Raw genomic sequence first — 13,976 nt, 5'->3', positions numbered from 1 at the left:
TAGGGCCGTTCATTCGCTACGAGGGCTGGCTTGAACCGCGTTGATCCGCCGGGCGTTGAACGCGCCCACCTGGAGCCGGCGTGCCCGGAGCCGCCTCGTGGGGCGCCGCCCGGCGGGCAGCCACGCGCTGCGCCCGCAACCATCGTGTTCGATGGCGTGTGCCTGCTCTGCAACGGCTGGGTCAAATTTCTGTTGCGCCACGATCGACGCGGGCGCTATCGCTTTGCGGCGATGCAGGGCCAGGCCGGGCGCGCGTTGTTGCAGCAGCACGGGCTGGATCCGGACGACCCGCTGTCGTTCCTGCTGGTGGATGTCGACGGTGCGTGGACCGACAGCGATGCGATCGTGCAGGTGCTATCCGGGTTGGGCGGCTTCTGGCGGCTGGCCACGCTGGTGCGCGTGCTGCCGCGCGGTGTGCGTGACATCGGCTACCGCCTGATCGCACGCAACCGCTACCGCTGGTTCGGTCGCACCGAGCACTGCATGTTGCCGACCCCGGAGCAGCGCGAGCGGTTTCTGGACTAGCGCCCCAGCTAGACGTAGGAGCGCATCTGGGCGCGATCGGGCATTACCGATAAAGCTCCGTCGCGCCCAGGTGCGCTCCTACGACTGCGCGCTGATTTCTATGATGGCTTGTTGATACGGAGTGCTGTTCGGCCGGGTGCGTTGGACCTGTGGTGGCGGACAGGCACGCCAATCTGGTGTAGGAGCGCACCTGGGCGCGATCAGGCATTACCGATAAAGCTCGGTCGCGCCCGGGTGCGCTCCTACGACTGTGCGCTGATTTCTATGATGGCTTGTTGATACGGAGTGCCGGAGTGCTATTCGGCCGCGTGCGTTGGACCTGTGGTGGCGGACAGGCACGCCAGTCTGGTGTAGGAGCGCACCTGGGCGCGATCGGCATTACCGGGAAAGCTCGTCGCGCCCGGGCGCGCTCCTGCGGTGATGCTGCGCTTGGGGTGACGGCGGCTTACGCGGCTGCGTGTTTGAAGCTTGCGCGCGCTGCTTTCGGGTCGCCGCTGTGCGCGGCTTGCAGGCGGAAGATCGACACCGCATCGGCCAGTTCCACTGCCTGCTCTTCCAGGCTGCGCGCGGCGGCGGTGGCTTCTTCCACCAGCGCGGCGTTGCGTTGGGTCACTTCATCCAGCTGCGCCACGGTGCGGTTGACCTGCTCGATGCCGCTGGACTGCTCGGCGCTGGCGGCGGTGATCTCGCCCATGATGTCGGTGACGTGTTGGACCGAACCGACGATCTCGCGCATGGTCGCGCCGGCGCGGTGCACCAGGCCCGAGCCCAGCTCCACCTTGTCGCTGGAATCGGCGATCAGCGTCTTGATTTCTTTTGCTGCGTCGGCCGAGCGCCGCGCCAGTGCGCGCACTTCCGAGGCCACCACCGCAAAGCCGCGGCCCTGTTCGCCAGCGCGCGCGGCTTCCACTGCAGCGTTGAGCGCCAGAATATTGGTCTGGAACGCGATGCCGTCGATGACGCCGATGATCTCGCCGATCTTGCGCGAGGCGGTGCTGATCTGGCTCATGGTGGCGACCACGTCGTCCATCACCTGGCCGCCGCTCTGGGCGACGTCACCGGTGCCCACGACCAGGCGATTGGCCTGCAGCGCGCTTTCCGCGTTCTGCTTCACGGTGGAGGTGAGCTCCTCCATGGAGCTGGCGGTTTCTTCCAGGTTGGCGGCCTGTTGCTCGGTGCGCTCGGACAGGTCGGTATTGCCGGCGGCGATTTCCACCGCGGCCTGGCGGATGGTGTCGGACGCGGTCTGGATGCCGCCGATGATCTCGGTCAGGCGGCTTACGGTCTGATTGGTGTCGTCGCGCAGGCGCGCAAAGATGCCGTGCGCGTCGCCCTCCACGCGCTGGGTGAGGTCGCCTTCGGCCAGCGCGCCGATCACGCGCGCCAACGCGGCCAGGTGGGTTTCCACCGAGTCGTAGATGCGATTGATGCCCTGCGCCAACGACAGCAATACCCCGTCCATGCCATTGATCTGCATGCGCCGGCTGAAATCGCCGGCTGCGGCGGCATCGATGATCTGGATCAGCGCCTGCTCGGCGTTGACCTGTGCGGTGACGTCCATCCACTGCGCAATGGTGCCGAGCTTGGCGCCGTCGGCCGCGATGATCGGGCTGTACACGAAGTCGATCTGACGGCCGAAGAACGGCGCACGTACCGCCTTGGATGCGGTCAATGCACGCATGCGGTCGATCGCGGCCTGGCTGTCGGGATAGATGTCGCCAATGCTGCCGCCAACGAAGCCTTCGGCATGGAAGCTGGGGCGGAAGCTCTGCACGTCCGGTTCGATCAGCTTGAGCATCGCGAGCAGTTTGCGGTTGGCGAACAGCACCTGGCCGTCGTCGTCCGCGATGCGGATCATGGTGTCCAGATCGTCGAGCGCCTTGATCACGAACTGGCCGTGGCGCAGGCCCTGTTCCATCACATCGAGGCGGATGGCGAGCTTGTCCTGGGTGTCCTGCAAGGCATGCAGCAGCGGCGCGAGTTCGCCAGAGGCGGTGCGCAGGTTCAGGCGGTGGAAGCGGCCTTCGCCGATTGCAATGACCGCGCGCACGGCCTGTTGCAGCTGCACGTTGCTGCGACGCTGCGCCCACCACCACAGGCCGGCGCTGGCCGCGCCCAGCACCAACAGAGCGGGGAGCAGCGTCGCCAGGGCGCTTGCCAGACCGCCGGGCACCAGCGTGGCGGCGTAGAGCGTCAGCAAGGTCAGCAAGCCGATCTGTGCAGCGGCGGGCAGCCCTGCAGCCCAGCGGGTGCGCGCGACGTCGGGATCGGCCGATGGGCGGGCAACGGGGGCGGCATCATGTGAAGGCGACATAGGCTGAGTCCAACTGGATGATCTGAGGGAATGGATCGGTGTCCGGCAATGCGGGGCTGCAAGGGGTATCGGCGGCTGAGCCTGAATCATGATGGCGTGAAGGTGCCGTTTGTCGGAATAAGGTCGAGCAAACCGTAAAGTGCTGGAAATCATTGATTTGGAAGCGGTTTCAGTCGGTGCCGAGTCCGTAGCAGTGGACGGGGTATGTGTTTGCGCCAACCTCTAAATGTAAATTTCGAGTGAAAATTACGGTGTCGCTCCACGCTATTCGACGTCGTGTGGCAGAGCATCGTGATGACATGGCTGCGCGCTTTGGAACGGCCGAGCCAGCCGACCTTGTGCGGGGACGTGCGACTGCTGCGCGGCGACGTGCAAGGCCCACCAGCCAGAAAGAGGTCGGGCAGATCGCCTGGCCGCGCTGCTCTGGTACCCAAGCCCATGAAGCAATGCGTCCGCTCGGTGCGGCAGACCCACAAAAAAGCCGGCCGTCTCACGACGGCCGGCTTGTGTGTCACTGCATCGTCAGGCAGGCGCTTATTTCGCCGGCGCGGCCGGTGCATCGTCCGGCAGGGCCCAGGCGATCACGCTGTCGCCCGACTTGGTTTCCATGCGGTCGTGCCCACCCACGGCGGCCACGATGTACTGCTTGCCGTCGATGGTGTAGCTCAGCGGGGCGGCCTGCGGGCCGGCCGGCACGCGGGTCTCCCAGACCTGCTTGCCGGTGCGGGTGTCGAAGCCGCGCATGAAGTCGTCCAGGGTCGCGCCGATGAAGGTCACGCCGCCGGCGGTGGCCAGCGAGCCGCTGTTGTTAGGCGTGCCGATCTCGAACTTGGTCTTGGACGGGATGCCCATCGGGCCCTGGTCGTAACCGGTGCCCAGCGGACGCCGCCAGAGCACCTGCTGGGTGCGCAGGTCCACGCCGGAGATGTAGCCCCACGGCGGTGCCACGCACGGCGTGTTGAGCGGCGACATCCACGGCTCCTTGCGGGCGCCGTAGGCCAGGCCCTTCTGTGCCATGTAGCCGGGCGTCTTGCTCTTGCCGTCGAACACCGACACCACGCCCAGCTCATTCATCTTTTCGCGGGTGTAGACCTGCAGGGTGTAGGGCAGGCGATTGCTGTTCATCACCATGATGCCGCGCTGCAGATCGACCGAGACGCCGCCCCAGTTGATGCCGCCGTGGTTGCCGGTAAAGGCCAGCGAGCCCTGCTGGGTCGGCGGGGTGAACATGCCTTCGTAGCGCAGCTGCTTGAACTGGATGCGGCAGGCCAGCTGGTCGAACGGGGTCATGCCCCAGGCGTCGGATTCGACGATGGTTTCGACCTCACGGCTCGGTGCGCCCACGGTATTGGGCATGCCCGGCGAGATCGGCTGCGTGGCCGCGGTCCAGTCGCCATGATCGGTGCCCTGCGGCACGGCGATCTGCTTGACCGGCATGAGCGGCGCACCGGTGGCGCGGTCCAGCACGAACACCTGGCCGGACTTGGTGGCCTGGATCACCGCAGGACGGGTGCCACCGCCGGCGACCGGCCAATCGACCAGGTTCGGCTGCGGGCCGATGTCGTAATCCCACAGGTCGTGGTTGACGGTGCGGAAGTGCCAACGCTCCTTGCCGGTGGCCGCATCCACGGCAACCAGCGAGGCGGTGTATTCCTCATCCTGCGGGGTACGGCCCTTGCCGAAGAAATCGCCCGAGGCATTGCCGGTCGGCAGATACACCAGGCCCAGCTCGTCGTCGGCCGCCATCAGCGACCACACGTTCGGAGTGGAACGGGTATAGGTCTGCCCGGCCGGCGGCTCGGCGGTGATCGCCGGGTTGCCCAGGTCCCAGGCCCAGCGCAGCTGGCCGGTGAGCGCATCGAAGCCACGCACCACGCCCGACGGCGCATCGCCTTCCTGGCCGTCACGCACCTGGCCGGTGGGCTGGATCACCACGCCGCGCATCACCACCGGCGGCGAGGTCGGGCCGACGAAGCCCGGCTTGGTGTTGCCGGTGCCGGCATTGAGATCGACAAAGCCGTTGTTGCCGAAGCTGGTGCACAGCTTGCCGGTCTGCGCGTCCAGCGCGCCGAGGCGGCCATCGACCATCGGCCAGAAGATCCGCGTCGGGCACTCGGCGGTGCCTTGCGGCGCCTGGTAGTACGACACGCCGCGGCAAGTGGTGGCGGCAACGCCGGCCATCGCCTTCGGATTGGTCTGCGGGTCGAAGCGCCAGCGCTCCTTGCCGTTGGCGGCTTCCACCGCGATCACCTTCTGGGTGGGCGTGCAGATGTAGAGCAGCTCGCCGACCTTGAGCGGGGTGTTCTGGAAGGCGTAGCCCAGTTTGGAATCCTTCGGCTTCAGGTCGCCGGTGTGGAACTCCCAGGCAATCTTGAGATTCTTGACGTTGTCCGGGGTGATCTGGGCGCCTGGCGTGTAGTGGTTGGACAGGTTGGAGCCGGCATAGGCGGTCCAGTTGCTGGCGTCGTGGTTGGCCGCCACATTCCCGTCCGGGCTGGGCACGTTGCCGCGGCTGAAGGCGGTCGGGTTGGTGGCCTGCTTGGAGGCATCGGCCAGCTCGACATTGCGCGGCAGGAAAAGCGGCCACAGGATCAGGCCGGCGCCCAGCACCGGCAGCACGCCGGTGACAACGGCATAGCCGACACCGGACAAGGGCTGCATGCGGCGACGCGCCACGCCCCAGAACGGCAGCAATACCAGGCCCAGTACCGAGATCCAGGCCAGACGCGGGACCAGGCCCCAGCCGTCCAGGCCCACTTCCCACAGCGCCCAGACGATCGTTGCAGCCAGCGTGGCGCCAAACAGCCACAGGCCGGCGCGCTTGCCCAGTGCCAGCAGCACACCGGCCGCCAGCAGGGCGATGCCCGCGAGCAGGTAGTACCAGGAACCACCGACGGCCACCAGGCGGCCGCCTTCGTAGGCGAGCACCGCACCGAGCACGGCGATCACCACCGCATAGGCCACCAGCAACCAGGTGCCTAGCCCACGTTTTGAGGATTGATCAGTCATTTTGAGATGTCAGGAAGGACTTGGGGCCGCACCGGGAGACAAGTCGTGGAGGGAGAGAGGTCGCCCGTTGGCACAGGGCTGCCGGCGACCTGGATATGAACGCGCAGCCCCTCCCAGGGTCCTCAGCGCTACTCATATGAATATTTTAGACCTCCACGCGCTGCCTGTCCGTGACGGAATGGGAACCACCGTTCCAACCTGCACGCCCGCTGCACCGGATTTACATGGAAGTCGAAGATCCCAACGCGGTGTGGGCACGCATCGGGTTGATGACCAGTGCCTACTGCGGGGATGGTGGCTGCAAGCATCGCTGGCTATAGCACCAGCGTCGGGAAGGCATCGAATCGTTTGATCCGGCGGTGGTCATGCTCGAGGCCCCGCGTTGTCGCGTTTTGGAGACAAACGTCGGGGGCCTTCTTCAGCCGTCCCCTCATCCGCCCTTCGGGCACCTTCTCCCGGTGGGAGAAGGGAGCGCTATCGCATCGGGCACCTTCTGCCGGAGGGGAAGGGAGCGGTATCGCATCGGGCACCTTTTCCCGCAGGATCTCCCGGAGGATAGGGGAGCTGTATCGCATGCGTGTCGTGCAGCGGGGGGCAAATGGCGCGGGCTCCGCCGCAACGCTGAAACAGTACTCTTGTCCCTTATCGGCCCTGCAGCGCCTTCAGCTGCAGGAAGAGAGGTCAAACGTCGGCCAGCGCCTGCAAATAACGCTGGCGCCAATCGTTGATGTTGTTCTTGCGCAGATGATCCATCATCGCGCGCCACCGCTCGATGCGCGTTGCCAGCGGCATGCTGGCCGCTGTCGCGATTGCATCGGCCACACCGTCCAGATCGTGCGGATTGACCAGCAGCGCTTCCTTCATCTCGTCGGCTGCACCTGCCAACAGCGACAGCACCAGCACGCCGGGGTTTTCCGGATCCTGCGCCGCCACGAATTCCTTGGCGACCAGATTCATGCCATCGCGCAGCGGCGTGACCAAGCCCACCGACGCGGCGCGATAAAACCCAGTCAGGGTGGCATGGCTGAAGTTCTGGTTGACGTAGCGCAACGGCGTCCAGTCAGGACCTGCATGCCCACCGTTGATATGTCCGGCAATCTGTTCCAGCTGCCCGCGCAACTGACGATATTCGGCCACATCGCCGCGCGACACCGGTGCGATCTGCAGATAGGTGAGGCTGCCGGATTGGTCCGGATAGCGCTCCAGATAGCGCTCGAATCCCTGGAAGCGTTCCGGCAGGCCCTTGGAGTAATCCAGCCGATCCACGCCGATGGCCAGCTGCCGACCGCGCAGGCTCTCGCGCAGGTCGCGTACCGCCTGCTTGCCGACTGCCGCCTTGGCCTGGGTGGCGATCAGATCGGTGTCGATGCCGATCGGGAACGACGATGCGGTGAAGCGACGCCCGCCCGGACCTTCGACCAGATCGCCTTCCAGGATGCGGCCACCACCGAACAGGCGCACATAGGCCTTGAAGCGTTCGGCGTCGCGCTGGGTCTGGAAGCCGACCAGATCGTAGGCATAGAAGGTGCTGAACAGGCGCGCGTGATCGGGCATGGCCTGCACCAGATCGGCCGAGGGCATCGGCACGTGGAGGAAGAAGCCCATCTTGCAGCCCACACCCAGCTCGCGCAGCATCGCGCCCAGCGGAATCATATGGTAATCGTGGATCCACAAGGTGTCGCTGTCTTTCAGCAACGGCGCCAGTTTTTCCGCGAACAGGCGGTTGACGCGCATATAGCCTTCGCGCGTGGCGCGGTCGTAATCGACCAGGTCCAGGCGGAAGTGCAGCAGCGGCCACAACGTGCGATTGGCAAAGCCGTTGTAGTAGGAATCGATGTCGCGCTTGTTGAGGTCCATGGTGACGAACTTGATGTCACCTTCGGTCTGCTCGTGCATGCCGCCGCTGTCGCCGCGCACGGTCTTGCCGCTCCAGCCGAACCACACGCCGCCGCGCTCCTTGAGCGCTGCCAACAACCCGACCGCCAGACCGCCTGCGCGATTTTCGCCGGGCACTGCAACACGATTGGATACCACCACCAAACGACTCATGACGCCTCCTGCCAGCTCCGCGACAAGCGCATCGCTGCGATGATCAAACCGACATGCGAATAGGTCTGAGGGAAGTTGCCCCAGGCTTCGCCGTCTTCGAACGATAGATCTTCCGACAGCAAGCCGAGGTGATTGCGGCGCGAGAGGATGCGCTCGAACAATTCACGCGCCTCGTCCTTGCGGCCGATCGCGGCCAGCGCATCGATGTACCAGAACGTGCAGATGGTGAAGCTGGTTTCCGGCTCACCGAAGTCATCCGGTGCGATATAGCGGTACAGCGCATCGCCATGCTTGAGCACGCGGCCAACGGCTTCGACCGTGCGCACGAAGCGGGTGTCGTCGTTGGCCACGATGCCGATATCGGCCAGCAGCAACAACGAGGCATCCAGCCGATGGCCGCCGAGGGTATCGGTGAAATGGCCGTGTTCGTCGCTCCATGCCTCGGTCAACACGCGTTCGCGGATGCTGTCGGCGCGCTCGCGCCAGTAGGCCACGCGCTCGGGCAGCACCAACCGGTCGGCGATCTTGGACAGGCGGTCGCAGGCGGCCCAGCACATCGCGGCGGTATAGGTGTGCACTTCGGCGCGGCCGCGGAACTCCCAAAGACCGGCATCGGGCACGTTGTGCAGCGCGTAGGCGCGCTCGCCCAGCGGCTCCAGCCGGCGGAAGGTGTCGGCATCGCCCTGGTCCTTCAGGCGCAGGTCGAAGAACAACTGCGTGGAGGCCAGCACCACGCTGCCGTAGACATCGTGCTGCTGCTGGATCCAGGCCAGGTTGCCGCGTCGCACCGGACCCATGCCGCGGTAACCGTCCATGGTGTCGACTTCATGCTCTTCCAGCTGCGACTCGAAGCCGATGCCGTATAGCGGCTGCATGGTGCCGTCGCTGGTGGCGATGTTGAAGATGTAGCCGATGAACTGCTCCATCGTGCGGGTGGCGCCGAGCCGATTGAGTGCGCGCACCACGAAGGCGGCATCGCGCAGCCAGCAGTAGCGGTAGTCCCAATTACGCGGGGTATTGGGCGCTTCTGGAATCGAGGTGGTCATTGCGGCAATGATGGCGCCGCTGTCTTCGTACTGGCACAGCTTCAGCGTGATGGCGCTGCGGATCACCGCTTCCTGCCAGTCCAGCGGGATGGACAGATAGCGCACCCATTCGCGCCAGTATTCTTCGGTGCGCTCCTGCGCTTCCTGCACATAGCCGGTGAGCGAACGGGTCAGCGATTCGTCCACGCCCAGCACCAGGCTCACCGGATGGCTGAGCACGAACGGCAGCCCGTCGCGGACGAAGCGTACCGGCACGTCGGTGGTCAGGCGCAGGGTGAACTCCGGCAACACCCAGCGGATATGGTTGCTGCCCCAGGTGGTGTCCGGCGTGCGGCCGCCCCAGTCGGCCAGCGGGCGCGCGCGCACCACGATGCGCGGGTTGCCGGCCAGCGGACGGATCTGCCGGATGATGCTGACCGGCCGATAGAAACGGCCGTTATTGCGCCAGCGCGGAGCGAAGTCGATGACTTCCACCTCGCCGCCGTGGCGATCGCGCAATACGGTGCGCAAGACGGCCGTATTGGGCAGGTAGTGCTGCTCGCTGCTGGCGAAGTCTTCCAGCTCCACGGCAAAGTCGCCGCCTTCGGTCTTGGGCGAGAGCAGCGTGCAAAAGGCCGGATCGCCATCGAAGGCGGGCAGGCAGCTCCACACCACGCGTGCCTGCCGATCGACCAACGCGCCAAAGCTGCAATTGCCGATGACGCCCAGATCCAGGTTTGGCTCGGTCATGAAGTGCAAACGTTCCTGTAGTGACGAAAGGAGGCGCGCCTGCGGTTATGCGGTGCGCGCGTTGTATTGCAGCCAGGCGTGCACGGCGGCGGTACCTGTAACGCGGAAGCGCGCGCTGGTCTGCGCACGATCGCCCACCAGCACGCTCCACCCGCCAAGGCGATTGGCCGCCTCGAACCCGAATTCATCGGTGAGGTCGTCGCCGACGAACACCGGGGTGCGGCCGGCGAAGGCGCCTTGCTGCATCAGCTGTTCGACGGCCAGGCCCTTGTTGCTGCCTTCGGGCACGAATTCGACGACATGGTCTCCGGGCTGCAGGCGATAGCCGGGCAGCTGGGCGATTTCCTGCTGCGCAAATGCCAGCACGTCGGGGCCGGCAAGGGGTTGCGCGCGCCAGTGCAAGGCCACGCTGACGCCCTTGTCTTCGACCAGGACGCCCGTATGCGTGTGCGTGAGTGCAGTGGCCCGCTGATGCAGGCCATGCAGAAAGGCGGAGGTGTCCTGCGGCATGGCGGCGCGCGCATCGACATCGCTGCGCAGTTCATGTCCGTGCAGGCCGGCAGCCGGGAGCACCAGCGGCGCGAACAAGGCGTCGAGCTGCGACAGCGGTCTGCCGCTGACCAGCGCCACCGCGCCGTTGAGGCGATCGCTCAGGCGCTCGATGGCCTCGCGGACCTCGGGCAGGAGTCGCACAGCCTCGGGGCTGTCGGCAAAGTCGATGAGGGTACCGTCCACGTCCAGAAACAATGCGCAGGCATCGTCCAGCAATGGCGGCGAGGGAAGGGGGGAGTGCACGTCTGCCATCGTGCTAGTGTGCGCAAGGCGGTGTGATATTCAGGTTATGCAACGGCGGGGATTGGGAATTCGGGAGTGGGGATTCGCGACGATCTGCGCTTGCCAATCCCGAATCCCGAATCCGCCAATCCCGGCGTTAGTTAGAACGAGTACCGCACCCGCCCATACCAGTACGCGCCGTTGCTGCCGATCGGCGAGAGTACGTCGTAGGGCAGGTTGCCGAAGTAGGCGATGTCGTCGATGGAGCGGTCCGAGTAGTTGTCCAGGATGTTCTGCCCGCCGATGGCCAGCGTCCAGTGCATGCCCAGGTGATATTCGGCTTCCAGGTCCAGCTGCCACTCCGCGCCGTAGGTCTGACGCGGCACGAAGCCGCCACCGAAGTCGAACACGCGGGTGGCGCTGCCGTAGCGGTTGACGCGCGTCTGCAGGTTCCAGCGTTCGTTGCTCCAGTTGGCCGCGAGCGCAGCACGGGTGCGCGGTGCGGCATCGGTGAGCGTGTTGCTTTCTTCCACGCCGAACAGCACGTACTCGGGGTTCAACGCCAGCACCTGCGCCGGGGTGGCGATGATGTTTTCCAGTTCGGTCTTGGCGTAGCTGTAGGTGCCGGTGAGCAGCAGGTCGCCGCCGAAGGCGTACTGGCGCCAGTTGGCGACCAGCTCGGCGCCGCGGGTGCGGGTGTCGGCGGCATTGAGGAAGTAGCTGGCGCTCTGCACGCCGGTGACGCCGAAGTTCTGCTGCACGAAGCTGGTCAGCGCATCGCCGGTGATGTCTTCGGACAGCGCGATGCGGTCGTCGATATCGATCTGGAAGAAGTCCAGCGACAGGTCGAAGTGATCGCCCAGCTTGCTGGTGAAGCCGAGACTGTAATTGACCGACTTTTCCGGCTTCAGGTCGGTCGCACCGAGCCCGCGGGCGATGGGGTTGTTGACCGACAGCAGGCGGCCCTGAGTGAGGCGGCCGGCGGCGTCGTAGCCGGTGGAGGTGGCTTCGTAGCCGATCTGGCTGAGCGAGGGCGCACGCACGTTGTTGGAGATGGCGCCGCGCAGCGCAAACGCCGGGGCGAACGCATACCGCGCAGCCAGCTTGCCGGTCCACTGGCTGCCGAAATCCTGGTAATGCTCGTAGCGGCCGGCCAGATCGGTGGAGAACGCGTCGCCGAACTGGCTGGACACGTTGGCGTAGGCGCTGGCCACGTTGCGCGACAGGTCGGCTTCGTCCTGCGGGGTGAGCCCGCCGCCGGCCTGCGAGCCGGTGGGGCGGTCGGTGAACGGGCCGGCGGCGTAGCTGGCCGGGTCGCCGGCATGGGTGCGGTACTGCTCGCGGCGGAATTCGGCGCCGGTACCGAAGGTATGGGTGCCGCCGGCCGCATCGAACACGCGGGTCAGGTCCAGGTTGCCCACCGTCTGCGAAAACGCAAAGTCGCCGGTCTTGAAGCGTGTGGTGCTGGTGGGGCCGAGCGAGGCATTGAGCGAATTGCGCAGGCGGTAGGTGAAGTCGTTGCGGCCGTGGTTGACGCTGGCGTCATAGTCCCAGTTGCCCCACTGCCCACGCGCACCGGCGACGATCTGCAGGTCGCGGTTCTCGCCTTCGGAAATCGGCCGGTAGCCGTTGGGGTAGATCTCGCGCCAGTTGGCGCTGCTGTCGGGGTAACGGAAGTAATTGGCGCCTTCGGTGTCGCGCTGGTTGTAGGTGCCGAAGGCGTAGAACTCGCCGCTGTCGCTGAAGGGCACCTTGGTGTTGAGCCAGGCATTCAAGCCCTTGGTGGCGCCGTCGCCGAGCACGTAATTGCGCTGCCCGGCCAGCGCCAGGTTGGCCGGGGTCTGCTCCTCGAACGGCGGGATCTGGTCGAAGCCGGCGCGGTTGGTCGCCTCGCGGTTCTTCAGCTCCAGGCCCACCTTGAAGAAGCCGCCGTCATCGCCGAGCAGCGAGCCGACCTTGGCGCTGGCGTAGCTGGTCTGGCCGTCGGTGACGCGGCGATTGATCGGCTCCACATCGGTGTTGTAGGCGCCGAAGCTGGCTTCCAGCTCGCCGCGTTCGGGGTTGTCGTCCAGGATGACGTTGATCACCCCGGCAATGGCATCGGAGCCGTATTGCGCGCCGGCGCCGTCGCGCAGCACCTCGATGCGCTTGATCGCGTTGATCGGGATGGAATTGAAATCCACCGGCGTGGTGCCCTTGCCGATCTTGCTGTCGGTGTTCACCAACGCCGAGGTGTGGCGGCGCTTGCCGTTGACCAGCACCAGCACCTGGTCGGGCGAGAGCCCGCGCAGCTGGGCGGCGCGGATGTGGTCGGCGCCGCCGGAGTTGGACTGGCGCGGGAAATTGAACGAGGGCAGCAGCGCCTGCAGCGCACTGCCCAGTTCGCCGTTAACCACGCCGGCCTTGCGGATGTCTTCGGCGGTGAGCACGTCCACCGGCACGGTCGATTCCAGCACGGTGCGGTCGCTGGCCCGGGTACCGGTGACGATCACCGTGTCCAGGGTGGTGGCGCCGGGGGCGGCCTGCTGGGCCTGCGCATTGGCGCTCAGTGCCGCGGCCACTGCCAGGCCGATCACCGAAAGGGTGGGGCGGGTCATGCTCTCTCTCCTGCAACTGCAACGCGCCACGCGGTTGGCATCCGGCCGGGCTGGGGCGCAAAGGGGTTGGATTGTCCACATTCATCCGGATGGAGAGATATTATCGCGTTGTTCAGGCCGGCGCGAGGTGGCACAGTGCGCGCACGCCGGCATCAGCTGATGCCCGGCCTGCATGCGCCTGCCCCCCGATCCGGAGAAGTCGATGAAGTTGCTGCCGTCCTGCCTGCTTGCCGCCACGCTGGCGTTGTCCGCCTGCGCCACCACGCCCGGCGGTGCGCCCGCAGCGGCCACCGCCAGCCTGCAGGGCGATGCGGCGCGGCCGGCGGCGGCGCGGGGTTGGGTGCGCAGTGAGCTGTATTTCGGCGTGGGCGAAGAAACCGGCCCGGCCGACCGCCCGCAGACCCGCACCATCGACGATGCCCAATGGCGCGCATTCCTGGACAAGGAAGTGACCCCGCGCTTTCCGGACGGGCTGACCGTGTTCGATGCCTACGGCCAGTGGTTGTTCCGCGGCGCCAAGGAGCCGAACCGGCTGGGCACCAAGGTGCTGGTGATCCTGCACGAAGACACCCCGCAGCGGCGTAACGACATCGAAGCGATCCGCCTGGCCTGGAAGCAGGCCACCGGACACCAGTCGGTGCTGTGGTCGCGGCAGGCGGTGGAGGTGTCGTTCTGAGGGCATCGCGCATGGTGACCAACAGGCCGCGATGGCGATGGCCGCACGCCCATCGCGGCGTGCCCGCGTTCCTGTTCGTGGCGCTGGGAGCGTTCACCGGTGCGGCGACTGCGGCCGACGATACCCGCGTGCAGGTGCGCATCGATGCGCAGACCCAAGCCACCGCCACGTTGGTCGGCACGCGCCTGCAGGTGGTGCTGTCGCCGGGCGGCAGTACGCAGTGGCTGGACGCGGATGTGGATGACGGCGAAGGCGGG

General features: G+C 66.2%; 8 protein-coding genes and 1 pseudogene. 3 read left to right on the top strand and 6 right to left on the bottom strand.

Annotated features, from left to right (window positions below):
* Window positions 1-69: 69 nt before the first annotated feature.
* The gene (locus tag OZ10_RS15555) at window positions 70-525 is read left to right on the top strand and encodes a thiol-disulfide oxidoreductase DCC family protein (protein WP_081419583.1); all 456 of its coding nucleotides are present in this window, start codon (window positions 70-72) and stop codon (window positions 523-525) included.
* A gap of 445 nt (window positions 526-970) precedes the next feature.
* Here OZ10_RS15555 and OZ10_RS15550 read toward each other — a convergent pair whose 3' ends face one another.
* From OZ10_RS15550 to OZ10_RS15525, 6 genes are all read right to left on the bottom strand, one after another.
* The gene (locus OZ10_RS15550; RefSeq protein WP_039405561.1) at window positions 971-2,839 is read right to left on the bottom strand and encodes a methyl-accepting chemotaxis protein; all 1,869 of its coding nucleotides are present in this window, start codon (window positions 2,837-2,839) and stop codon (window positions 971-973) included.
* Window positions 2,840-3,373: 534 nt separating this feature from the next.
* Window positions 3,374-5,809, bottom strand: a complete 2,436-nt coding sequence (locus OZ10_RS15545; RefSeq protein ID WP_202903025.1) for a membrane-bound PQQ-dependent dehydrogenase, glucose/quinate/shikimate family — start codon at window positions 5,807-5,809, stop codon at window positions 3,374-3,376.
* Window positions 5,810-6,529: 720 nt separating this feature from the next.
* The gene (gene otsA, locus OZ10_RS15540; protein ID WP_039405569.1) at window positions 6,530-7,897 is read right to left on the bottom strand and encodes an alpha,alpha-trehalose-phosphate synthase (UDP-forming); all 1,368 of its coding nucleotides are present in this window, start codon (window positions 7,895-7,897) and stop codon (window positions 6,530-6,532) included.
* Complete coding sequence (locus OZ10_RS15535) at window positions 7,894-9,672, bottom strand: glycoside hydrolase family 15 protein (protein WP_039405572.1); 1,779 nt, start codon at window positions 9,670-9,672, stop codon at window positions 7,894-7,896. Before OZ10_RS15535 ends, otsA begins: the two co-directional genes overlap by 4 nt.
* A gap of 45 nt (window positions 9,673-9,717) precedes the next feature.
* Window positions 9,718-10,476: a trehalose-phosphatase gene (gene otsB, locus OZ10_RS15530; protein WP_052210052.1), complete on the bottom strand. Its 759-nt coding sequence runs from the start codon at window positions 10,474-10,476 to the stop codon at window positions 9,718-9,720.
* A 131-nt stretch (window positions 10,477-10,607) separates the two neighbouring features.
* Entirely contained in the window at window positions 10,608-13,043 is a 2,436-nt protein-coding gene (locus tag OZ10_RS15525) for a TonB-dependent receptor plug domain-containing protein (RefSeq protein ID WP_039565758.1), read from the bottom strand.
* Between the two features lie 202 nt (window positions 13,044-13,245).
* On the opposite strand from OZ10_RS15525, the gene OZ10_RS15520 reads away from it, so the two are divergent.
* Both OZ10_RS15520 and OZ10_RS15515 read left to right on the top strand, forming a co-directional pair.
* Complete coding sequence (locus tag OZ10_RS15520) at window positions 13,246-13,719, top strand: DUF3574 domain-containing protein (RefSeq protein WP_039405694.1); 474 nt, start codon at window positions 13,246-13,248, stop codon at window positions 13,717-13,719.
* Between the two features lie 59 nt (window positions 13,720-13,778).
* Window positions 13,779-13,976 (top strand): annotated as a pseudogene (locus OZ10_RS15515) (hypothetical protein); the annotation flags it as partial.

The organism is Xanthomonas cannabis pv. cannabis, from assembly GCF_000802365.1.
GTDB classification, from domain to species: Bacteria; Pseudomonadota; Gammaproteobacteria; order Xanthomonadales; family Xanthomonadaceae; genus Xanthomonas; species Xanthomonas cannabis.
Note: the sequence above shows the minus strand (reverse complement) of the source record. Positions and strands in the feature narration are given on the sequence as shown.